Annotated in this window: 24 protein-coding genes; 5 read left to right on the top strand and 19 right to left on the bottom strand. The window is 74.2% G+C overall.

Annotation, left to right across the window (positions count from 1 at the left end):
- Nucleotides 1-58: 58 nt before the first annotated feature.
- Complete coding sequence (locus WIS52_RS18840; protein WP_349299647.1) at nucleotides 59-610, bottom strand: metallophosphoesterase family protein; 552 nt, start codon at nucleotides 608-610, stop codon at nucleotides 59-61.
- Nucleotides 607-984: an FKBP-type peptidyl-prolyl cis-trans isomerase gene (locus WIS52_RS18845; RefSeq protein WP_349299591.1), complete on the bottom strand. Its 378-nt coding sequence runs from the start codon at nucleotides 982-984 to the stop codon at nucleotides 607-609. Before WIS52_RS18845 ends, WIS52_RS18840 begins: the two co-directional genes overlap by 4 nt.
- A gap of 139 nt (nucleotides 985-1,123) precedes the next feature.
- Here WIS52_RS18845 and WIS52_RS18850 point away from each other — a divergent pair, with 139 nt between their 5' ends.
- On the top strand, nucleotides 1,124-1,774 hold the full coding sequence (locus WIS52_RS18850; RefSeq protein WP_349299592.1) for an SMI1/KNR4 family protein: 651 nt from the start codon (nucleotides 1,124-1,126) through the stop codon (nucleotides 1,772-1,774).
- Between the two features lie 230 nt (nucleotides 1,775-2,004).
- On the top strand, nucleotides 2,005-3,033 hold the full coding sequence (locus tag WIS52_RS18855; protein ID WP_349299593.1) for a sodium:calcium antiporter: 1,029 nt from the start codon (nucleotides 2,005-2,007) through the stop codon (nucleotides 3,031-3,033).
- Nucleotides 3,034-3,039: 6 nt separating this feature from the next.
- On the opposite strand, the gene pqqE is transcribed toward WIS52_RS18855, so the two are convergent.
- From pqqE to WIS52_RS18900, 9 genes are all read right to left on the bottom strand, one after another.
- On the bottom strand, nucleotides 3,040-4,131 hold the full coding sequence (pqqE, locus tag WIS52_RS18860; protein WP_349299594.1) for a pyrroloquinoline quinone biosynthesis protein PqqE: 1,092 nt from the start codon (nucleotides 4,129-4,131) through the stop codon (nucleotides 3,040-3,042).
- Entirely contained in the window at nucleotides 4,128-4,430 is a 303-nt protein-coding gene (gene pqqD / locus WIS52_RS18865; RefSeq protein WP_349299595.1) for a pyrroloquinoline quinone biosynthesis peptide chaperone PqqD, read from the bottom strand. The genes pqqE and pqqD overlap by 4 nt, the downstream gene beginning before the upstream one ends.
- A gap of 49 nt (nucleotides 4,431-4,479) precedes the next feature.
- Nucleotides 4,480-5,175 (bottom strand): pyrroloquinoline-quinone synthase PqqC, encoded by a 696-nt coding sequence (gene pqqC, locus WIS52_RS18870; protein ID WP_349299596.1) that lies wholly within the window; start codon nucleotides 5,173-5,175, stop codon nucleotides 4,480-4,482.
- Nucleotides 5,175-6,074, bottom strand: a complete 900-nt coding sequence (gene pqqB / locus WIS52_RS18875; RefSeq protein WP_349299597.1) for a pyrroloquinoline quinone biosynthesis protein PqqB — start codon at nucleotides 6,072-6,074, stop codon at nucleotides 5,175-5,177. Before pqqB ends, pqqC begins: the two co-directional genes overlap by 1 nt.
- A 68-nt stretch (nucleotides 6,075-6,142) precedes the next feature.
- Nucleotides 6,143-6,235, bottom strand: a complete 93-nt coding sequence (gene pqqA, locus WIS52_RS18880) for a pyrroloquinoline quinone precursor peptide PqqA (protein WP_060712366.1) — start codon at nucleotides 6,233-6,235, stop codon at nucleotides 6,143-6,145.
- 72 nt (nucleotides 6,236-6,307) lie between these two features.
- Entirely contained in the window at nucleotides 6,308-7,996 is a 1,689-nt protein-coding gene (locus WIS52_RS18885) for a PQQ-dependent dehydrogenase, methanol/ethanol family (protein ID WP_349299598.1), read from the bottom strand.
- A gap of 13 nt (nucleotides 7,997-8,009) precedes the next feature.
- Nucleotides 8,010-8,474 carry an MSMEG_3727 family PQQ-associated protein gene (locus WIS52_RS18890; RefSeq protein WP_349299599.1) on the bottom strand — a complete coding sequence of 155 codons (465 nt, stop codon included), beginning with the start codon at nucleotides 8,472-8,474 and terminating at the stop codon, nucleotides 8,010-8,012.
- Between the two features lie 626 nt (nucleotides 8,475-9,100).
- Complete coding sequence (locus WIS52_RS18895) at nucleotides 9,101-9,862, bottom strand: ribonucleotide-diphosphate reductase subunit beta (RefSeq protein ID WP_349299600.1); 762 nt, start codon at nucleotides 9,860-9,862, stop codon at nucleotides 9,101-9,103.
- A 30-nt stretch (nucleotides 9,863-9,892) separates the two neighbouring features.
- Nucleotides 9,893-10,105, bottom strand: a complete 213-nt coding sequence (locus tag WIS52_RS18900; RefSeq protein WP_349299601.1) for a rubredoxin — start codon at nucleotides 10,103-10,105, stop codon at nucleotides 9,893-9,895.
- Between the two features lie 146 nt (nucleotides 10,106-10,251).
- On the opposite strand from WIS52_RS18900, the gene WIS52_RS18905 reads away from it, so the two are divergent.
- Nucleotides 10,252-12,144 (top strand): serine/threonine-protein kinase, encoded by a 1,893-nt coding sequence (locus WIS52_RS18905; protein WP_349299602.1) that lies wholly within the window; start codon nucleotides 10,252-10,254, stop codon nucleotides 12,142-12,144.
- A 23-nt stretch (nucleotides 12,145-12,167) separates the two neighbouring features.
- On the opposite strand, the gene WIS52_RS18910 is transcribed toward WIS52_RS18905, so the two are convergent.
- The 4 genes from WIS52_RS18910 to WIS52_RS18925 form a co-directional block, all read right to left on the bottom strand.
- Nucleotides 12,168-13,757: a serine/threonine-protein kinase gene (locus WIS52_RS18910; RefSeq protein WP_349299603.1), complete on the bottom strand. Its 1,590-nt coding sequence runs from the start codon at nucleotides 13,755-13,757 to the stop codon at nucleotides 12,168-12,170.
- A 29-nt stretch (nucleotides 13,758-13,786) separates the two neighbouring features.
- Entirely contained in the window at nucleotides 13,787-15,868 is a 2,082-nt protein-coding gene (locus WIS52_RS18915) for a prolyl oligopeptidase family serine peptidase (protein WP_349299648.1), read from the bottom strand.
- Between the two features lie 133 nt (nucleotides 15,869-16,001).
- Nucleotides 16,002-16,499, bottom strand: a complete 498-nt coding sequence (rnhA, locus tag WIS52_RS18920) for a ribonuclease HI (protein ID WP_349299604.1) — start codon at nucleotides 16,497-16,499, stop codon at nucleotides 16,002-16,004.
- A 63-nt stretch (nucleotides 16,500-16,562) separates the two neighbouring features.
- Entirely contained in the window at nucleotides 16,563-17,603 is a 1,041-nt protein-coding gene (locus WIS52_RS18925; RefSeq protein ID WP_349299605.1) for a hypothetical protein, read from the bottom strand.
- 201 nt (nucleotides 17,604-17,804) lie between these two features.
- Here WIS52_RS18925 and WIS52_RS18930 point away from each other — a divergent pair, with 201 nt between their 5' ends.
- A complete protein-coding gene (locus WIS52_RS18930; RefSeq protein ID WP_349299606.1) occupies nucleotides 17,805-18,185 on the top strand; it encodes a hypothetical protein in 381 nt (126 codons plus the stop codon).
- On the opposite strand, the gene WIS52_RS18935 is transcribed toward WIS52_RS18930, so the two are convergent.
- The gene (locus WIS52_RS18935) at nucleotides 18,186-18,410 is read right to left on the bottom strand and encodes a hypothetical protein (RefSeq protein ID WP_349299607.1); all 225 of its coding nucleotides are present in this window, start codon (nucleotides 18,408-18,410) and stop codon (nucleotides 18,186-18,188) included.
- A gap of 200 nt (nucleotides 18,411-18,610) precedes the next feature.
- Between WIS52_RS18935 and WIS52_RS18940 the strand changes: the two genes are divergently transcribed.
- Nucleotides 18,611-19,210, top strand: a complete 600-nt coding sequence (locus WIS52_RS18940; RefSeq protein WP_349299608.1) for a response regulator transcription factor — start codon at nucleotides 18,611-18,613, stop codon at nucleotides 19,208-19,210.
- Here WIS52_RS18940 and WIS52_RS18945 read toward each other — a convergent pair.
- The 3 genes from WIS52_RS18945 to WIS52_RS18955 all read right to left on the bottom strand — a co-directional run bounded on the left by WIS52_RS18945 (nucleotide 19,135) and on the right by WIS52_RS18955 (nucleotide 21,279).
- Nucleotides 19,135-19,641, bottom strand: coding sequence for a hypothetical protein (locus WIS52_RS18945; protein ID WP_349299609.1), 507 nt, complete (start codon nucleotides 19,639-19,641; stop codon nucleotides 19,135-19,137). The genes WIS52_RS18940 and WIS52_RS18945 overlap by 76 nt on opposite strands.
- Nucleotides 19,642-19,820: 179 nt before the next feature.
- A complete protein-coding gene (locus WIS52_RS18950) occupies nucleotides 19,821-20,417 on the bottom strand; it encodes a class I SAM-dependent methyltransferase (RefSeq protein WP_349299610.1) in 597 nt (198 codons plus the stop codon).
- A 187-nt stretch (nucleotides 20,418-20,604) separates the two neighbouring features.
- Nucleotides 20,605-21,279 carry an MBL fold metallo-hydrolase gene (locus WIS52_RS18955; RefSeq protein ID WP_349299611.1) on the bottom strand — a complete coding sequence of 225 codons (675 nt, stop codon included), beginning with the start codon at nucleotides 21,277-21,279 and terminating at the stop codon, nucleotides 20,605-20,607.
- Nucleotides 21,280-21,504 lie beyond the last annotated feature (225 nt).

The following is a 21,504-nucleotide window of genomic DNA, read 5'->3' on the forward strand; positions in this document are numbered from 1 at the left end:
GGACCGATCCTGGGCCCGCGCGGCCGGCGCGGCCTCACCCGCAGCGCATGAGGCGGGACTACCGGTCGCCGTCCGGTGCGGGCCCGGCGCCCTCCAGATGGTGCAGCACGACGTCGCCGATCCGGCCGCCGGCCAGGCTCAGCGTCATCCAGGTGTGCGTGGGCCGGCGGCGCCGGTCGGTCGGCGAGCCCGGGTTGAGCAGCCGCAGCGTGCCGCCGTCGGCCCGGACGGCGGCGGAGTCCCACGGGATGTGCGAATGCCCGAACACCAGCAGGTCGGTGTCGCCGAAGGCGTCCGCGGCGCGCCGTTCCCGGCCCTGCTTCGCACCGGTCTCGTGGGTGACCGCGATCCGGACGCCGCCGATCTCGTCCCGCGCGGTCTCCGGCAGCCGGGCGCGCAGGTCGTCGCCGTCGTTGTTGCCCCAGCACGCCAGCAACCGCGACGCGCGCGACGCGAGCCGGTCCAGCAGGTCCACGGTGCACCAGTCGCCGGCGTGCACGACGACGTCGGCGGCGTCGACCGCGTCCCACACCGGCTCGGGGAGACCACCGGGGTGGGCGCCGCCCCGGGCCGGAGCGTGCGTGTCGGAGATGAGGACGAGCGAGCTCAGCCGACGGCCACGAGGTCGCAGACGAAGACGAGCGTCTCGTTCGGGGCGATGACCCCGCCCGCGCCGCGCGCGCCGTAGCCCAGGTGCGGCGGGATGACCAGCCGGCGGCGGCCGCCGACCCGCATCCCGGTGACGCCGCTGTCCCAGCCGGCGATGACCTGACCGGCGCCGAGCCCGAAGCGCAGCGGCTGCCCGCGGTCGTAGGAGTTGTCGAACTCGGCCGCGGTGGACTGGGAGACGCCGACGTAGTGCACGGCGACGTTGTCGCCCGGCTTGGCCTCGGCGCCCTCGCCGACCGTCAGGTCCTCGGTCACCAGGTCGGTCGGCAGCGGTCCGTCGACGATGTCGACGGCGGGCTTCTGGGGTGCGGTCACTTCGGGTGCTCCTCGCGGGCGGGTCCGGCCGGGGCCGGCTGTCGGGGAACGACCCTGCCAGAGCCCGGGGAGCCCGGCTCCGCCGGGACGTCGGCCGGAACGGCCGTGCACGGGGGCGGTTCGTGCCAGGCTGCGCGGCATGACCGATACGCGTTCCACAGAGGACGTCTCCGCCGCCTGGTCGGCCTGGCTCGCCGTGCTCGACGCCGCGGGCTACCCGGGCACCACCATGGTCCGCCCACCCGCCGCGCCGGCGGAGGTCGCCGCGGCCGAGGCGGTGTTCGGGCGCCCGTTCCCGGACGAGCTGCGCGCCTTCTACGCGCTCTCCGACGGCCAGCGACCCGACTTCCCCCGCGGCCCCGGCCCGCACCCGAGCGCGACGACCAGCCTCTTCCCGGCGACGTACGCGCTGCTCCCGCTGCAGCAGGCGATCGCCGAGTACCGCAACTGGATCGAGGTCGTCGGGCCCGGGGACTCGAAACCGGACTTCGACGACCACATCACCGTCCGTGACGACGACCCGGTCCGCGCCCGGTACTGGGACCCGGGGTGGTGGCCGCTGGCCACCGACGGAGGTGGGAACTCCATCGCCGTCGACACCGTGCCGGAGGCGGGCGGGGCGGCCGGCCAGCTGATCGTCGCCGGGCCCGACGAGGACGAGCGCCGCCGGGTGGGCACCGGCGTCGCCGACTACCTGCGCCGGCTCGCCGGGTCGGCGTTGCCGCCGCCCCCGGAACCGCGCAAGGCGGGGGATCCGTTCGTGTTCTGGGACCGGAAGGACCTTCGCTGACCGTCGGTCACAGGACGGTCGCAAATGGTGCACTCATCCGCGGTGAAAATCAACTCTGTTGTCCCGATCACATCTTTGCGAGCATCCCTGGCGCACCGAATCCTCGTGGGTGACCCGGATTCGTGCTGCGTAACAGGAAATGCCGGGGCGGTGTGTCCGGGCGGTCGTGGCCGCCCGGGCGCATCGTCCCCGGACCTGGAGGTGTGACGAGGCGGAGGAATCGATCACCGATGATGTCGATCCTGATCTTCGCGGCCGGTGCCGCGCTCTTGATCTACAGCGCGGAAAAGCTGATCACGTATCTGGTCGGCGCCGCACGGGGTCTCGCGATCTCGGTGTTCCTGCTCGCGGTGATCTTCACCGGAATCGAGTTCGACGACCTCGTCTTCGGTGTCGCGCTGAACCTCGAGGGCCTCGACGACGTGGCGCTCGGCATCGTCTTCGGCACCGTGATCTCGATGGTCGGCGTGGTGCTGGCCCTGGCCGCCCTGCTGGTGCCGTGCGCGGTGCAGGTGCCGCGGGACTACCTGGTGCTGTTCGCGGTGTCACCGCTGGTGCTGGTCGCGCTGGCGTTCGTCGGCGACATCGGCACGGCGGTGGCGATCCTGCTGATCGCGCTGTTCGTCGCGTTCGTGGCCTACGTCGCGGTCCGTGAACGGTCCCGCGCCGTGCCGATGTTCCGGGACAGCGAGGTGCTGGAGACGGCGGGTGCCGGCGGGGGCGGCTCGTCGTCGGTCGACCACTCGTACACCAGCGACATCCCGATCACGTCGAAGCGGAACCTGCCGGGCTGGGCGCTGATGGGGCTGGCGTTCCTCTCGCTGGTGGGCCTGATCATCGGTGCCTGGGTGATGACCGAGGGCACCGAGGGGATCCTGGACGAGTTCAACATCGCCGGCACCGTGTTCGGCGCGACGATCGCCACCCTGGTGCTCACGCTGGAGGACATCTTCCTCACCGTCGAGCCGGCCCGCCGCGGCGCGCCGCTGATCGGCATCGGCAACGTGATCGGCTCGGTGGTCTTCTCGGTCACCGCCAAGCTCGGGATCATCGTGCTGGCCGGCGGCGAGGTCGAGGTGACCCCGGACGTGTTCGTCTGGCACCTGCCGGCGCTCGTCGCGATGATCGGGTTCTCCACCTACGCGCTGTGGACCGGGCGGCTGCGCCGCTGGCACGGCGTCGTGCTGCTGGTCGCCTACGTCCTCTACTGGATCGTCAGCTTCGCCGTGTTCGGCATCGTGCCGGTCGACGAGGACTGACAGGCGCTACGGGCGGCGGAGCCGCCCCCGTGGCACCAGCTCGAGGTCGACCGGTGCGGCCGAGTTCGCGTCGGCCACCGCGGCGTCGACGAGGTGGTGCTCGGGGGAGAGGTGGCAGACCGGGTCGGTGGCCGCGGCGTCGCCGGTGAGCTGGAAGGCCTGGCAGCGGCAGCCGCCGTGGTCGAGCTCCCGGCGCTCGCAGGACCGGCACGGGTCCTGCATCCAGTCGGTTCCGCGGAACGCGGTGAACAGCGGCGCCGAGGTCCAGATCTCGCCCAGGCCGGCGTCGCGGACCGAGGCCCGCGGCAGCGGCAGGGTCTGCGCGGCCGGGCAGGGCAGGGCGTCGCCGTTCGGGGCGACGGTGAGCTGGCGCTGCGCCCAGCCGCCCATGCACGGCTTGGGGTAGCGGCTGTAGTAGTCGGGCAGGACGTGCACGACCTCCATCCGCCCGGCGAGGCGCTCCCGCGCGGCGACGACGATCTCCTCGGCCCGGTCCAGCTGCTCGCGCGAGGGCAGCAGCGCGGTCCGGTTCCGCCAGGCCCAGCCGTAGTACTGGGTGTTGGCCAGCTCGACCCGGTCGGCGTGCAGGTCCTCGACGAGCTCGAGGATCGCGCCGACCCGGTCGATGTTCTGCCGGTGCAGCACCACGTTGACCGTCAGCGGCCAGCCGAGCTCGCGCACCAGCCGGCAGGCCTCGAGCTTGCGGTCGAACGAGGGGATGCCGGCGATCCGGTCGGCGGTGGCGGGTTCGTCGGCCTGCACGCTGACCTGCACATGATCGAGCCCGGCCGCGCGCAGCTCCTCCGCGCGTCGCCGGTTGAGCCCCATGGCGCTGGTGACGAGGTTGGTGTACATCCCGAGGTCGTTCGCGGTGCGCACCAGGTCGGGCAGGTCGCGGCGCAGCAGCGGTTCCCCGCCGGACAGGTGGCACTGCAGCACGCCGAGGTCGGCGGCCTCGGTGAACACCCGCTGCCAGTCGGCGGTGGACAGCTCCTCGGCGTAGCGGTCCATCTCGACCGGGTTGGAGCAGTAGGCGCAGGCCAGCGGGCAGCGGTAGGTGAGCTCGGCGAGCAGCCCGAAGGGGCGAGGCGCGGTCATCGCCGGGTCCTCGTGAACGCGACGAGGTTGCGGGCGGCCAGCCGGGACAGGTAGTCCCGCACCTGCTCGCCGACGACGTCGGTGTCGGCCCCGTCGTACCCCTCGACCAGGGAGGCGACGATCTGGTCGACGGTCCGCTCGCCGTCGCACAGCCGCAGCACCGCGTGCCCGGTCTGGTTCAGCACGACGACGGTCTCCGGGCCGAGCAGCACATACCCGCCGGTCGCGCGGTCCGGACGCATCCGGACGTGCGCGCCGAGCCGTGGCCGCGCGTTCCCGGGGATCTCCGCGTCGCTCACGGCGCGGTCCGGTGACCGCCGTGGCGCCGGGACCGCGCCCGCCGCCGTGTCACGCGTAGGCATGGTCGATCGCGTCCATCATGGACCACAGGACGTCGCACTTGAACGACAGCGCGGCCTCGGCGGCGTCCTGCTGCGCCGGCGAGTGGCAGTGCGCCAGGACGACCTCGAGCGCGTGCTCGGAGTCGCGCGGCGCCTGGAACAGCCGGTTGCGGAAGTACTGCAGGCCGTCCGGTTCGATCCAGCTGTAGTACTTCTCGAACGCGGCGAGCCGCTCGGCCATCAGGTCCGGGGCGAACAGCTCGGTCAGCGACGACGCGACCGCCTCCACCCACGGCTTCGTGCGGGCGAAGGTGACGTAGGCGTCGACGGCGAACCGGACACCGGGCTGGACGTGCCGGTGGTCGAGGATCTCGATGCGGCTCAGCCCGCACGCCTCGCCGAGCCGTAGCCACGCCTCGATACCGCCGCTCTCCGGCCCGTCCTCGAGGGTGCCGTCGTGGTCGGTGATCCGGCGGATCCAGCGTCGCCGCACCTCGACGTCCGGGCAGTTCGAGAGGATCGCGGCGTCCTTGACCGGGATGGCCTCCTGGTAGGCGAACCGGTTCGCGACCCAGCCGCGGATCTGGTCGGGGGACAGCGTGCCCTCGTTCATCCGCAGGTGGAACGGGTGCGCGCTGTGGTACTGCCGGGCGTGCGACCGGAGCCGGTCGACCAGCGGACTCTCGGGAACGGCGTCGCTCATCAGACCTCCAGGTCCAGTCCGTCGGTCCCGACCGTGACGCCGGCCTTCTCGACCTCGGCGCGTTCGTCCGAGTCGTCGAGCAGTATCGGGTTCGTGTTGTTGATGTGGACGTACACGATCCGTGGCAGGCCGAGCCGGGACAGCACCTCCAGGCTGCCACCGGGGCCGCCGACGTGCAGGTGTCCCATGTCGTGCGCGGTCCTGCGGGCGAGCCCGAGCCGGATCATCTCGTCGTCGTGCCAGGTGGTGCCGTCGACGAGCAGCAGGTCGGCGCCCTCGATCTCGCCGAGGACGTCCGCGGTCAGGTCCTGCACCCCGGGCAGGTACACGGCGACGGCGCCGGTGGTGGTGTCGGTGAACCGGTACCCGACGACCCGGCCCGCCGGATCATCGCCGAGGACGCCGAACCGGTCGTGCTTGCCCGACGGCGCGTCGAACGCGGTGCAGGTCAGCCCACCCAGGTCGTGCGGTGCACCGAGGACGACCTCGGTCCAGGTCACCGGGCAGAACTTCTCCAGGGTGCCGAGCAGTCCGGTGCCGTCGCGCAGCGTGCGATGGGTCGCGGCGGTCGCGTGCAGCGCCACCCCGCCGCCCTCGCGCAGCAGCAGCAGGCCGAGGCTGTGGTCGATCTCGGCGTCGGTGAGCAGCACGCCCCGCAGCGGGGTGCCGCGGTCCCCGGTGGGGCGCAGCTCGGGGGCGTCGGCCAGCTGGGAACGGACGTCGGGCGAGGCGTTGACCAGCCACCACCCGTCGTCGCCGCCGGCACTCACCGCGATCGACGACTGGGTCCGCGGCGTCGCCGGCCGGCTCCCGTCGCGCACGGCGCGGCAGCCCGGGCAGCCGCAGTTCCACTGCGGGAAACCGCCACCGGCCGCCGACCCCAGGACCCGGATCCGCATGCTCACCTCCTGATCGCACGCCACAGGGGCGCCGGAACCATGGTCCGGCGCCCCTGGACGTCATCTCGTCACGCCTCGGTACGGGCGATGTACATCGTCACCTCGGGCGCGCACCCGATCTCCTCGAACTCGGGTGCCTCCCACTCGGTGGTGGACTCCACGTGCGTTCACCTCCCTTCCGCGGTGTGCCGCATTCCCCTCGAGTGTGCGACTGGATCGACCCGACAGCAGCGTCAGCTCTCCGGCAGCGCGAAGACGAACAGCGCGTCACCCGCGGCGGCGCCCAGCAGCCCGGGCAGGAAGCCCTCGACCCAGCCGCCCCAGCCGGTCGGGACGGCGACGTACTGCCGGCCGTCGACCTCGTAGGTGGAGGGGCTCGAGTGGTGCCCACTGCCGCACTGGAACTGCCACAGCTTCTCGCCGGTCGCGGCGTCGAGCGCCACGAGCTCGCCGGTCGGTGTGCCCTGGAAGACCAGCCCGCCCGAGGTGGTCAGCGTGGAGGCGCACATCGGGTACTCGTTGCGCCAGCGCCACTTCTCCTCGCCGGTCAGCGGGTCGACCGCGGACACGAAGCCGTAGAAGTCCTCGATGTCCACCGCGACGCCCGCGCCCCAGTAGGGGATCGACTCCTTGAACTCGCGACGCCGGCGGGTCGCCGTGGCCCCGACCTCCTGGACCGGGATGTAGATCAGCCCGGTCTGGGGGTTGTAGGACATGTGCGTCCATTCCTTGCCCCCGGCCGGTCCCGGCCAGAAGTGCACGGGGACGCCCTCCTCGTCCGGGTACACCTTCGGCGTGACCTTGCCCTCCGGGGTGATCTCGCCCCAGGTGATGCGGTCGACGAAGGGGAACACCCGCACGAGCTCGCCGTCGGTGCGGTCGAGCACGAAGAAGTAGCCGTTCTTGTCCGCGTGGGCGAGCAGCTTGCGCCCGTCCGGGGCGTCGAACAGCAGGTTCTCCATCGTGGAGTCGTAGTCCCACAGGTCGTGCGGCGTGAACTGGTAGTGCCACCGGATCTCACCGGTGTTCACGTCCATCGCGACGACGCTGTCGGTGTAGAGGTTGTCGCCGGGGCGGATGTCCCCGTCGAAGTCCGGGGCCGGGTTGCCGGTGCCCTGGTAGATCATCTCCAGCTCGGGGTCGTAGGTGGGCGTCACCCAGCAGTTCCCGCCGCCGCGCTGCCACGCCTCGCCGTCGTCCGGCCAGGTCTCCGAACCGGGCTCGCCGGGCTTCGGGACCATGTACGTGCGCCAGCGCCGCTCACCGGTGTGCGCGTCGAACGCGTCCAGGTGGCCGCGGCTGCCGAACTCGCCACCGGAGCTGCCGACCAGGACCATGTCCTTGACCAGCAGCGGCGCGGTGGTGCGGCTCTCGCCCGCGCGGACGTCGCCGGCGGTGACGTCCCAGACCTTCTTGCCGGTCGTCGCGTCGAGCGCGATGACGTGCGCGTTCAGCGTCGCCATGTAGACCTTGCCGTGACCCACCGCGACGCCGCGGTTGACGTTGCCGCAGCACAGCGACACGTCGTAGGGGGACGCGTGCTTGTAGCGCCAGAGCTCCTCGCCGGTCTTCGCGTCGATCGCCCAGCAGCGGCCGTCCGGGCCGGAGACGTACATGACGCCCTCGACGACGATCGGTGACGCCTCGAATGAGTAGGTCGACGCCCCGGACTGCATGCCCACCGCACCGGCCTGGAAGACCCACGCGGGGGAGAGGCGCCGGACGGTCTCGGTGTTGATCTGGTCCAGCTCGGCGTAGCGCTGGCCGTCGTAGGTGCCGTAGTAGGTGAGCCAGTTCTGCGGCTCCGAGCGTGCGTTCCGGATGCGCTCGTAGTCCACGTTGCTCGTGGCCGGCGCCTCACCCTTGACCGCGGTGAGCTGTGCGTGCGGGATCGCCTCGCCCGCGTCGACGTAGTCGGTCATGTGTCGCTCCTCCTCACGGACGCGGCTGCGGGGGACGGTCGAGCTTGGCGTGATCGGGTACCTCGCCGCTGATGACGATCGCCCCGGTCAGCCCGCGGCCTTCGTCGTTCCCGCTCGCGGAGCCGTAGTAGTAGGTGCCCGGGCCGTCCAGGTTGAGCTTCGCCGTCCCCTTCGCGTGGTTCACCAGCCAGATGAACATGGGGTCGCCGTTGCTGGGCAGCACGGCACAGTGGGTGTTCTTGTCGTCGTTGATGAGCGTGAGCTCGATGTCCCCGCCGTGCGGGAGGATGAGGATCCCGGGCTCGTAACAGAGCTTGTCCTCGGGAATCCGGACCGTGGCGCGCAGGACGCCGTCGGAACCCTCCTCGGCGTAGCCGATGGTCCCGGTCCCGAGCACCTTGCCCAGCGCGGCCCGGTTCTGGCCGTCCAGGCCCGCCTCGGCCAACTCGCTGGCTCGATCACCTGCAGTCGTCGTCATTGGCACATCCTCTTCGAACGCGAATTGTCGGCGGGGTACGTGATCACCCTCACATCATCCGGGAGAGGCGTCAAGTCCGGGAGCGTGTCATTTCGAGAAAACGATCACCGAGTCGGGCGGGGTGCGCGCAATGCGCGAATCCCGGTGTCGGCCGTGGGTCGGGCGCCGCTCGACCGGAGGTGCCCGTCGCGCGCGGCCGGTGCCGGGCGACGGCTCCTCGCACAACTCCGACCTGTGCGTTCGCCCGCCGGGCGGGTCGTGGGCGCCGGCCGGGTGGCGGCGACACGCATGATCGACATCCCGTTTACACCGACAATTCCGTGGCGATTCAGGGTCTGGTCGATGCGGCCCGTCCCGGCGCGGGGTCGCGATTTTGTGGACCGATTTCGGGGTGGTGCGAATTGCTCGACACCGCACCGTTCCGGCGCTTCCGTGATCGTTCCGTCACCCGAGGTTGCGGATCGACATGTGGCGTGACGTGCGAAGGATCATCATCGATGATCACCAGCAGGGTCCGGTCTGTTCACTGTGGACACGACGACGGTCGCCGGGGCCGGACATTCCCGTGGGGCCGCCGGGCGGCCCGGCCGAGAATGAAACACGTGTTTCCCGCGGCCGGGCGGGTGTCACCAGAACTTGATGCCGGCGGCCTTGAGCCGCCGCCGGTGCTGCTTCACCGCGGCCTCGATCGCCGCGGGGGTGATGAGGTCGCCCCACACCTTGGCGGCCGTCTCGCCCTGCTCCAGCACGACGTCGGCCTCGTCCTGCCCGATGTCGGCGCTCTGCACGACCCGCGAGCCGAACCCGATGTGCCAGCGCTCGTCGCGCAGCACCAGCTCCATGCCCCGGCGCAGGCCGGGCAGGTCGACCGACAGACCCTCCAGCGCGTCGAGCATCGCGTTCTGCCCGGCGAGCAGGACGACGCCCTCGATCACCATGTGGTAGAGCCCGACCGCGGACGTCAGGCCGGTGTGGTCCTCGGCGAGCCGGCGGGCGGTGTCCGGCAGCCGCGACTCGAACAGGTCGACGAGCTCGGCGCTGACGTGGGTACGCAGGACGTCCCGCCGTTGCGCCGGGTTGTCGCCCTCGACGCCGACGACCTCGGCCGCGACGAGGTCGAAGAAGCGGGCGTGCCGGGCCTCGTCCCGGGCCTGGGCGCGGAAGGTGGCCTGCATGGAGGCGTCGGACGCGGCGGCCTGGTAGGAGCCGAGCTCGGAGGACACCGCGGTCTCGGCGAGGACGAACCCGGCGATCAGGCCGAGCAGCCGGGAGCGTTCGTCCTCGGTCAGCTGCGGCCAGGCCCTCCGGTCGGCGGTGAAGTCGAGATCGGTCTCGTCCCACTGCAGCGACTCGGCGAGCTGCACGAAGTGGTCGTATCCGGTGATCATGGCCGTACGCTCCTCATGTCTCGACCCGCGTCAGAACCCGAGCTCGCCCGGCTCCAGCTCGCGGAAGTCCGCCTTGGTGGCGCCGCAGATCGGGCACATCCAGTCGTCCGGGATGTCCTCGAAGGGCGTTCCGGGGGGCACGCCGCCGTCCGGGTCGCCCTCGGCGGGGTCGTAGATGAAGCCGCAGGGCTCGCAGAGCCAGAACCCCGTTCCCGGGGCGGCCTGGGTGTCGACGCTGGTCATGGAACTCCCGGCTGGGCGGGGTGGGTGGGTGATGTGGTCCCCACCACCCCAGGTAGCCACACCGCACACCGGACCGCAAGGCGAACCGGAAACACGTGTTGCCGGACGGTGACCGTGCCGGATGATCGCGTGCGAGGCTCTGCCGCATGGCCGCTCCTGACCCGCCCTCCCCGACGACGGTGGGTCCCTACCGGTTGGGCCCGGTCCTGGGCGCCGGGGCCTCGGGGCGGGTGCACCTCGCCGTCGACGCCCGGGGGCGGCGGGTCGCGCTCAAGCTGGTCCACCGCGAGCGGGCCGCCGCCGACGGCTTCCGGACCCGGTTCCGCCGCGAGGTGGCGGCGGCGCGGCGGATGCCGGCCCGCTGGACCGCGCCGGTGGTGGACGCCGACCCGGACGGCGACCCGCCGTGGGTGGCGACGACGCTGCTGGAGGGCCCGACGCTGGACCGCCGGGTGCGCGACGGCGGTCCGCTGCACGGCCGCGAGCTGGCCCGGCTCGCGTCCGGGCTGTTGCGGGCGGTCGCCGCGATGCACCGTGCCGGGCTGGTGCACCGTGACCTCAAGCCCGCCAACGTCGTCCTGACCCGGGGTGGGCCGCGCGTGGTCGACTTCGGGATCGCGCACACGGCCGGCGACACCCGGATGACCCGCACCGGTGCCACCCCGGGCACCCCGGCGTACCTCGCGCCGGAGCAGGTGGTCGAGGCCGGCGAACCGGGGCCCGCCGCGGACGTGCACGCTCTCGGGGCGGTGCTGGTGTTCGCCGCGACCGGCGCACCGCCCTACCCCGGCGACACCGTCCCCGCGGTGCTCTACCGGCTCCTGCACGGCGCGCCCGACCCGGGCGCGACGCCCGAGCCGTGGCGCACGGTCGCGGCGGCCTGCCTGGAACGCGACCCGGCACGACGGCCGTCGGCGGCGGACCTGCTCGCCCGGCGCCGGCGGGGCGTCGGTACGCGGTGCGGGATCGCGGCCGCGGCGGTCGCCGCGCTGGTCGCCGGGGTCGTCGCCCTCCTGCCGGCGTCCCCGGCGGATTCCCCGGGACCGGTCCCGTCCGACGTGGCGGCGGACGCGGGTGCCGGCCCGGTCGCGCCCGACCCCGGGCGGCCCGGGAACGGTCCGCCCGCGACGGCGCCGGTCCCGCCCCCGAGCTCGCCGGGCCCGGTGGTCGCGCTGGCGCACCGGGCCGGCGCGGTCGTGGCCGGGGAGGGCCGGGTGTACGTCGCCGACCCGGACGGTGGCGCGGTGACCGCGCTCGACACCACCGGACGGGTCCTGGGCACGGTCGAGGTCGGGAACTTCCCGGCCGCGCTCGCGCTCTCCCCGGACGGCACCCGGCTGTACGCCGCGCTCACCAGCACACCGACCAGGGTGGTCGCGGTCGACACCGCGGACCGGAGCGTCGTCGCCGCCGCCGAGGTCGGGGACGGCGCGGCGGGCGCGGAGATCGTGTGGTCCCCGGACCTCGCCTGGTCGTCCGGCGCCGTCGTGGTCGGTGATCCGCGCACGTCCCGGGTGGTGGCGCTGGACCCGGACTCTCTGGACGTCCTGGCCACCGCGACCCCGGCGACCCGGCCGGTCGCGCTCGACGCCGCCGGCGACGACGTCGTGCTCGTCACCGGTGCCTCCCCGGAGGGTGGGAACCGGGTGCAGACCGTCGGTCCACCGTGGACCGGGACGACGTCCGGGGTGCCGGGACCCGACGACGTCGCCGATCTCGCCGCGCTTCCCGGCGGCGACGTCGTGCTCGCCGTGACCGGCACCGGCGACGGGACACCCGGCCTGCGGCTGACCGGACCGGACGGCGCGCTCCGGGCGAGCCGGCCGGACCTCCCGGCCACCCGGCTCGCCGTCGCACCGGGGCTCGTGTACGCGCTCGACGCGACGGCCGGGACGGTGACCGCCGTGGACGCCGGCACCCTGGCCACGGTCGCCGAGATACCCGGAGCCGGGGCCGCGGCCGGCCTCGCCGTGGCGCCGGACGGTCGCGCGCTCTACGTCGCCGAGGGTGCGGTCCTGCGGTTCGTCCAGGCCGGGTAGACGTCTCGGTCGAGGCAGACGTCTCAGTAGAGGCGGTAGGACGCGCGGGCCACCGCGATACCGTGCCCGGTCGTCGTGTTGCGGCACTCCACGCCGGTGCTGCGGCTGACACAGGTCACCTCGCCGGTGCGCAACGCCCGGTCGAACTCCAGCACCGGCAGCGCCGGATCGGCGATCGTGTCACCGACGCAGGTCAGCGAGCCGGGGGCGGCGCCGGCCAGCTGCGCCCCGGTGCCGTAGGCCTGCGCGCACGACGCCGGCACCGGGGGCACCTCCCAGGTGCGTTCGAGCACGTCGCAGCGGACCGCGAACGGCTCCTGCGCGCAGGCGATGTTGCCGCTGGGGGAGCGGAAGCGCAGGACGTCCGCGGCGGCGCCGAACCGTGCGTCCTCCGAGGTGTCGACGACGGCGGCCCCGGCCAGCAGGTCGGCGTCGCCCGCGGGGGCCGGGGTCGTGGTCGGTGCCGGTGCGGTGGTCGGCGGCGGCGCGCTCGATGCCGGGCCGGACGCCGGTCCGGCCGCGGTGCCGGTCGATCCGGAACCACTCCCCACCACCAGCGCGACGACGACCGCGGCCGCCACCGCGACCAGCGCACCGGCCGCGGCGACCGGCCACCGGCGACGGTGCCACGGCCGGTCCGGGGGCCACGGCTCGCCCGGCCATCGCTCGCCCGGCCGCGGCCGGTCCGGCCCGGACGGAGCGGCCGAGGTCGGCGGACCGCCGACGAGGGTGGGCGGGGGTGCGCCGGGATCCGCACCGCGCGGCAGCACGACCGTCGCGGCCTCCCCGGCCGGGGCCGCCCCCGGCACCCCGCCGGCCAGCAGCTCGGCGACCCGTCCGGCGTCCGGACGCCGGGCCGGGTCCTTGTCCAGCAGGGTCCGCACCACCGGTTCCAGCGGACCCAGCTCGGCGGGCAGGTCGGGCTCGCCGTGCACCACCCGGGACAGCACCACCGCCGTCGTGCCCCCGCCGAACGGGGTCCGCCCGGAGACCACGAACGTCAGCAGCGAACCGAGCGCGAACAGGTCCGCCGCGGTCCCGGCCCGCGGCGCGCCGGTGACCTGCTCCGGGGACAGGTACTCGGGCGTCCCGATGATCTGCCCGGTCGCGGTGAGCGCCGTCCCGTCGACCGCCCGGGAGATCCCGAAGTCGATCAGTCGCGGTCCGCCGCCGGTCAGCAGCACGTTCGACGGCTTGAGGTCGCGGTGCACCAGCCCGCGCGCGTGCAGCGCATGCAGGGCCGAGGCCAGCCCCACGCCCAGGTCGGCGGCCCGGTACGGCGACATCGGCCCGGTGTGGACGATCTCGTCGTGCAGCGACGGCGCCTCCAGGTAGGCGGTCGCCATCCAGGGCCGATCGGCGTCCGGGTCGGCGTCGAGGAACGCCGCCGTCCAGCCGGCGGGGGCCCGGGCCGCCAGGGTCACCTCGCGCCGGAACCGGGCCCGGAAGCCGTCGGCGTCGACCAGCTCGGGGTGCACCAGCTTGATCGCGGCCCGCCGCCCGTCGGGAGCCTCGCCGAGCAGCACCCGGCCCATCCCGCCGGCCCCGAGGACCCCGGTGATGCGATAGCGCCCGACGTGGGCGGGGTCGTGCGGTTCCGGCGGGGTCGGCACCGCGCGAGCCTAGCGATGATCAGGCCGTCTCAGGCACCCAGCGCATCGGTGAGGAACCGGACCTGCAGCCGCAGCAGGTTCTCCGCGACGACCTCCTGCGGCGTCATGTGCGTGACCCCGGACAGCGGCAGCACCTGGTGCGGGCGCCCCGCGGCCAGCAGCGCCGAGGACAGCCGCAGGGTGTGCGCGGCGACGACGTTGTCGTCGGCCAGCCCGTGCACGATCATCAGCGGCCGGTGCGGGGCGTCCTCGGTCGGCGGGACTGCCGCGTCCTCGACGATCGAGGACCGGGTGTAGGACTCGCCGCCGGGCATGCCGAGGTAGCGCTCGGTGTAGTGGGTGTCGTAGAGCGCCCAGTCGGTCACCGGCGCCCCGGCGATCGCGGCGTGGAAGACGTCCGGGCGGCGCAGCACCGCCAGCGCGGCCAGGTACCCGCCGAACGACCAGCCGCGGATGCCGACCCGGGTCAGGTCCAGGTCCGGGTACTCCTCGGCCGCCGCGTGCAGGGCAGCGATCTGGTCCTCCAGGACCGGTCCGGCCAGGTCGCCGTGTATCGCGCGCTCGAACTCCGGGCCCCGGCCGGGCGAGCCGCGCCCGTCGGTGACCAGCACGGCGAAGCCCTGGTCGGCGAACCAGCGGCTGGTCAGGTGGGCGTTGCGCGACCGCAGGACGCGCTGGGAGTGCGGGCCGCCGTAGGGGTCCAGCAGCACCGGCAGCGGCGTCCCCGGCACGTGCCCGGACGGCAGCAGCACCGCGGTGCGCAGCTCCCGCTCGCCGAACCCGTGCAGCGTGACCGCGGGGGCGAACCCCGGGTCCGCCGCGTGCCCGGCGACCGGGTGCTCGACGCCGTCCGCGGTCACCAGGACCGCGTGCGTCGCGGTGTCGAGATCCTGGGAGACCCGGACCAGGGTGCCGCCGGCCGCGACGCCGGAGTGCACGCCCCCGGCCGCCGACAGCGGCCGCGGCTCCTCGCCCGGGGTCACCGACAGCAGCTGCACCGAGGTCGGCTCGGGCGAGGCGCGGAACAGCACTGTCTCGCCGTCGATCCCGAGCACCTCGCGGACCTGCAGGTCCGGGCCGGTGAGGTCGTCCTCGCCGGCGTACAGCCGCCGGGCGCCGCCCTCGTCGGCCACCCGCACCAGCACGCCCGACGCCGTGCGGGCCGGGACGCCGGGCACGTTCTCCACCCACACCGGGTCGGTCTGGGAGTGCAGCGCCGTCGTCGCGCCGGTGGCCGGGTCGACCGCGAGGGTCAGCACCTCGCGCTGGTCCCGCGGCTGCACCGAGATCAGCGGGCCGTGCGAGTCCCACCCGGCCGTGGCGAGGTACTCGTAGCCGGTCGTGTCCCGCTCGACGGCGGTGCGGTCCCCGCCGACGCCGACGACCTCCAGCCCGACGACGGCGTTCGGCGTGCCCGCCGCCGGGTAGCGGACCTCCACCGGGGTGCGGTCCGGGTGCGCGGGGTCGGCGATGTGCCAGCGGTCCACCCCGGACTCGTCCACCCGCGCGACGAGCAGCGCCTCGCCGTCCGGCGCCCACCAGAACCCGCGGTAGCGCCCCATCTCCTCCGCGGCGGCGAAGTCCGCGAGCCCGTAGGAGACGTCCGGCTCGTCGTCGGCCGGGCCGACCAGCCGGGTCGTCGTGCCGGCGCCGAGATCGTGCAGGTGCAGGGCCCGGTCGGCGACGAAGGCGACCCGCCGCCCGGTCGGGTCGATCCGCGGGTCGACGACGGCCTCGAGGCCGCCGATCTCCAGCGGCCGGACGTCCGGCTCCCCGGTCAGCCTGACGGTGAAGGGCCGCCCGGAGAGCGCGAACACCGCCCGCTCGACGGCGGCGTCGCACGCGTAGCCGACGACGCCGCCGGCCTGCTCCCGCACCCGTTCTCGGCGGGCCCGCTCCGCGGCCGGCAGGTCCTCCTCGCCGGGCAGGCCGGGCACCTCGGCCGGGTCCACCACGAGGCGTTCCTCGCCGGTGGCCGCGTCGACCGACCACAGGCAGGTCACCGGGTCGGTGCCGGAGCGGCTGCGCAGGAACAGTGCGCGGGAGCCGTCCGGGGCGACGGTGAACCCGCGCGGGACGCCGAGGGTGAACCGGCGGGTGCGGGCGTGCATGCGGGGGAACGAATCGGCGCTGTCGGACACGGGTCCGGACGCTATCCGACGCCCCTGCCCCCCCGAGCCGGTGGTGATCGCCGGGATCGTGACGAGAACGCCGCCCAGCGGGGCCGCGTCACGATCCTGGCGATCACGTCGTCGCGCGTCGGCGGCTGCGTGGTGCGCGGGGACGGGCCGGCGCAGCGCGCCCGCCGGCCTCCTCGCAGCCCTTCGCGGCGAGGCGGTCGGCGCGCTCGTTCTCCGGGTGCCCGGAGTGGCCCTTCACCCAGTACCAGGTGACGTCGTGCCGGGCGACGGCGTCGGCGAGCTCGCGCCACAGGTCGTCGTTCTTCACCGGCTCGCCGGCGGCGGTCCGCCACCCCCGCGAGCGCCAGCGCGGCAGCCACTGGGTGATCCCGTTGCGCACGTAGGTGCTGTCGGTGTGCAGGTGCACGACGCTGCGGCGGGTCAGCAACCCGAGCGCGCGGATCGGGGCGGTGAGCTCCATCCGGTTGTTCGTCGTGGTCCCGGGCTCGCCGCCGTACAGGTCGCGCTCGTGCTCGCCCCAGCGCAGCACCGCACCCCACCCGCCGGGCCCCGGGTTCGGGACGCAGGCACCGTCGGTGAAGATCTCCACGACCGCCGTCACGTCCGGTGACGCTATCCCAACGCTCCGCGCGCCCAGTACATCCGGCACCGGCACGTCCGGCACTCAGTACATCCGGTACGACGCCCGCGCGACCGCGAAGCCGTGCCCGGTGCCGCCGTCCCGGCACTCGACGCCGGAGCGGCGGCTGACGCAGGTGACCGCGCCGTGGGTGACGTGCGTGCCGTACTCGAGGATCGCGCCCCGCTCCGGGTCGGGCGCGCCGCCGTCGCAGGACGACCGCGGCCCGGCCGGGCCGCCGATGGCCAGCCCGGGGTCGGCACAGTTCGCGTCCGGCGGGGTCCAGGTCCGGTTCTCGACGTCGCAGCGCGCGCCGCCCTCGTCCATCCGGCAGGCGATGTTGCCGGTGGGGGAGCTGAACGTGGGCACGGCACCGAAGGCGGCCGGATCGGCCGCGGACGTCCCCTCGACCAGGTCCGCCGGCACCGGGGCCGGGGTCTCGACGGCGGCCGACTGCAGGGTCCCCTCCTCGGGCTCCGGACCGGGCGTGCCGGCGTAGGCGGCGACGAGGATGCCGACGGCGAGCGCGAACGTCGCACCGACGGCCACGGCCGCCGCCCGGTGCGGGACGGCCTCGCGCACCGACTCGGCGAGCCCGGTGACCCCGGCGGTGCCGATCCCGGCGATCGTCCGGCGCCAGGCGGGACCCTCGTGCTGCTCCGGCGGGCGTCCACCGGGGTAGACCGACGGCACCGGCGCCGGGCCCGCGTCCGGCTGCCCGACCGCGGGCCAGGGCATGGGCGGGGTGCGCGGGCCGGGAGGCATCCCGTGCACGGGGCCGGTCGGCGCCATCGCCGGCGGTCCGGCACCGGGGCCCGGGAACCCCGGTCCGGCCCCGGCGTGCTGCGGACGCGGAGGCCCGGTCGTCGACGGCGGCACCGGCCGGGGGAGCGGCACGGCCGCGCCCTCGACGAGCGCCGCGCCGTCGATCACCGCCGCGGCGGTGTGCCCGTTGCGCCGTTCCTCGGGACGCGCCGGCCCCCGGCCGTCACGTGCGGTGCCGTCCGCCCGGCCGGGCCCGGCCCCGTGGTCGGTGGCCGGGTCGGCGGCGCGGTCGTCGCGGTCGTCGGAGTGGGGAGCGCTCATCGGTCCGGCACGCTAGGTCCGCGTCGCGCCCCGCACAGCGGCCTTTCGGAGCAGTCGCGACGGCCGGTCGCCCTGTCACGGTGACCGTCGGTGATCAACGACGAGCGGCTCGCGGCGCCGGGCAGGAAACAGGGTCCCGTGATCCGTACACCGCGCGCCGGGTGCCGGTTGCCGAACGCGACTATCTTGCAAAATGCAACGATGCTGCGCGTCCCGGGAGGCCCCGATGACACGGTCCGCGACCGGATCCGGCCCCGCGGCGAGGGCGTCGGCCGAACGGGCATCCTGGTCGTCGTGAGCCAGGCCCTCTACGAGATCACGGTGAACGCGCTGCTGGACCGGGACCGCGCGCTCACCCCGGCCGGGTGGGACGCCGCCGTCGCCCGGGTCGGGCCGCCCCGGGTGCCCCAGCTGCTCGCCGAGCTCGACGACGCCGGGCTGATCGGACCGGAGCTCCTGGCGTCCGCGGTCCCCGCGGCGTGGGGCCTCGCCGACCGCCCGCTCGACCGGTTGCCCGCCGGGCGCTGGCGGGAGCTGTACGGCGACGCCGGCGCCGACCTCCCGCCGGGCCTCCCGCGCTGATCAGCGCCGGGCTCCGGGCAGGAGCTCCGGGCCGAACCTCTCGGGCACCGGCGGCGGTGGGACGAGCGGGCGCAGGGCGGGCACGGTCGTCGGGGCCGGGAGAAGCGGGACGGTCGCGACGTCGTCCGCCGGGTGCTGCACGCCCAGCGCGGCGGCCGTGGTCCACATCAGGTAGATCGCGGTGACGGGGACGACGGTGCGGAGGGCGTTGCGGTCGACGTTCACGAGTACTGCTCCCGCTCATCACGGACCGCCGGGTGCGGTCCACCTCGTTGCTCGTCGGCACGCACGCGGGAGCGGTTGACCACCGTTCGTCGCTGTCACCGCCAGGGACCGTGACGATTCGGTGTCAGAAATGGATCACGCAACGACGTGACGCCGGGTGGCCGGCAGGCACAGCAGCGCCAGCACTCGCCGAGGGGGCGATGGTGGTCGGCCACGGTGCGGCCGAGCGGGTGCGACGGCGGGTGGCCGACGGCCCCGCCGTCCCGTTCGGAGATCTCACGGCCCGCGAGCGTGAGGTGCTCGACCTGGTGGCGCGCGGCCTCACCAGCACGGCCATCGCGCGACGGCTGTCGCTGTCGGAGAAGACCGTGCGCAACGACGTCAGTGCCGTGTTCGGCAAGCTGAGGGTCGGGAGCCGGTCGGCGGCCGTCGCCCAGGCCCGGGACGCCGGGCTCGGGGGCCCGGCTGACAGCGCCCCGCTCAGAACGGTGGGCGGCTGCTCGCGATCTCGTAGGCCGTCACCTCGACGTCGCGCATCGCGATGCCGGTCTCCGTTTCACATGGGTGGTTCCGGGGTCGGTGCGGTGCTCCTGTTCGTGACCCTACCGGGCTGTCGGGCTCATCGGTGTGTGCCCCATGGCAGGCACCTCGCAGATCCTTCGGCGACCTCGCAGCTGCTGTGGCTGCTGCGAGGTCGCCGAGAATTCTGCGAGTTCGGTCGCGGTCAGCCGCCGAACCCGACGACGTCGTCCATCAGCCCGTCACCGTCCGCGTCGGTGCCGCAGGCGGCCGTGCCGTAGTCGGCACTCGTGGGGTCGGAGCAGGTGTACTCGCGGGGGTCCGTGCCCACCTCGGAGTCCAGCTGCGCGAGGTACTCGCGTTGCGCCTGTTCCTTCGCCGCGATGAGGTCCGGGCAGTCCTTGTTCGTGATGACGTCCGGCTGGGTCGGGTCGTCCATCCGCGCCGCCGCATGCGGCTCGCAGGTGTAGACCACACGCGGCGCGGCCGCCCTCGCCGCGACGGCACGCGGAAGGGGCGGTTCCGGGCCGAACCGGTCCGGAACGGGCGGCGGAGGGACGAGCGGGCGCAGGGACGGCGCCGTCCTCTCCGCCGACGCGGCGACGGCGGGTGCGGCGCTCGCCGGCGCCGTCATGGCCAGCCCGGCCGTGACACCCATCGCGGCGAGGAGCGCCACGGGCACAGCGGCGAGGACGTGTCGGCGGCCGTTCATGTCCGGTGCTCCCGCGGCTCGGGCCGCACCACGCGGCCGTTCGCCGGGTTCATCGGCCCTCGCGGGCCACCATGAGCCGCCGAACGGCCGAATCCTCAGCTCTGATGACCGTGACGGCGCGTGAGCGGACCGAGTCGATCCGGTTCCGGCGACGGGCCGAGCTGTAGCGCAGCCGACCGTCATCCGCGCAGACGGAACCGGTACCAGGCCGGCGCCGTCCGGTTCATCGGCCAGCCCAGACCATCCGTCTCCGCCGGTTCGACGGCGACGAGGTCCCACGCCGCGAACGCCTCCTGGACGTCGCCCCGGGCCACCCCGCCGACCATCCGCCGCAGCCGGGTCGCCCCGAAGGCGAGGAGCAGGACGGTCGCACCGGGGTCGGCGAGGGCGGTCACCCCCCGGCCCTCGGCGCGACGCTGCTCGCCGTCGAACCCCTGGAAGCAGCCGACGTCGAGGAAGAAGTCGAACGTGCCCAGCTCGGCCGAGTTCAGGTCGGTCACGTCCCCCACGACGTAGGTGACGCCGGCGCCGCTGTTGCGGCGCGCGGCCTCGACGGCGCCCGGGACGTAGTCGATGCCGACGGCCTCCCAGCCACACCGGGCCAGTTCCGGGGTGAGCAGCCCGCGGCCGCACCCGAGATCGAGCGCACGGCCGAGCGGACGCCCGCGGTCGGCCGCTTCGCGATCCAGGCGGGCTCGCGTGCTCTCCGCGGTGGCGCGTCCATAGCGCTCCCACGGCGTGATCCCCAGCCGGTAGAGACGCTCGTAGTTGGTCACGACGTCACCCCTCTGGCCGGTATGACCAGTATCGCGTCCTTGCGACACGTTGTCACCGGAGCGGCCTGCGGCGGGCCCGCCGCGGTGGCCCGCCTCTCGCCTGAGCGACGTCGCGGAGCTGTGACGACAGACGACGGGGCCGCCCACATGGCGTGGGCGGCCCCGGTCGCAGACGGTGGCGCGACTGCTACCAGCCGCGCGACCTCCACTCCGGCAGGCTCGGCCGCTCGGCGCCGAGCGTCGAGTCGTCCCCGTGCCCCGGGTAGAACCAGGTGTCGTCGGTGAGCCGGTCGAACACCCGCTCCTCGAGGTCGGCGATCAGCTGCGCATTGTCCTCCGCCGACCACGTCTTGCCCGGCCCACCGGGGAACAGGCTGTCCCCGGTGAACAGGTGCGGCCGGTCGTCGCCGCGGTAGAGCAGCGCGATCGCGCCCGGGGTGTGGCCGCGCAGATGGATCACCTCGAGATCGATGCCGCCGAAGGTGATGTGGTCGCCGTGCTCGACGAACTCGTCCATCGGGGCGGGCAGCTCGGGCGCGTCCAGCGGGTGCGCGATCAGCCGCGGCTCGAACATGCCGGCGATCGCCCCGAGGGCCTGCCAGTGGTCGGCGTGCCGGTGCGTGGTCACCAGGTGCCGCAGGTCGGGGCGCTCGTCGGCCGCGCCGATCAGGTCGGCGATCCGGCTCGGCTCGGCGGCCGCGTCGATCAGCAGCGCCTCGTTGCTCTCCTTGCACACCAGGAGATAGGCGTTGTTGTCCATCTCGCCGACCGAGATCTTGCTGATGCTGAGCTTCGGCAGATCGCGGCGGATGGCGGCGCCGCCGGCGTCGGTGTGACCGGTGTAGTTCTCCAGGACGTCCACGGCGCGAACAGTAGCGGCCGGGACCGACATCCGCGGTGGGGCGAACCCGCTACCCCGGCCCCGGTGCACCGTCGAACATGCGTACGAGTACCGTGCACGGCGTACCGACCGGCGCGTGTCGCTGTGCATCCACCGCTCCGGACCCCGCTCCGGACCCGGCCCGCCGGGTCGTTGTCGGTGGGTCGACCTAGCATCGGGACCGCACGTGGACACCACGCTCGCCGG

This window comes from Pseudonocardia nematodicida (assembly GCF_040105385.1).
GTDB classification, from domain to species: Bacteria; Actinomycetota; Actinomycetes; order Mycobacteriales; family Pseudonocardiaceae; genus Pseudonocardia; species Pseudonocardia nematodicida.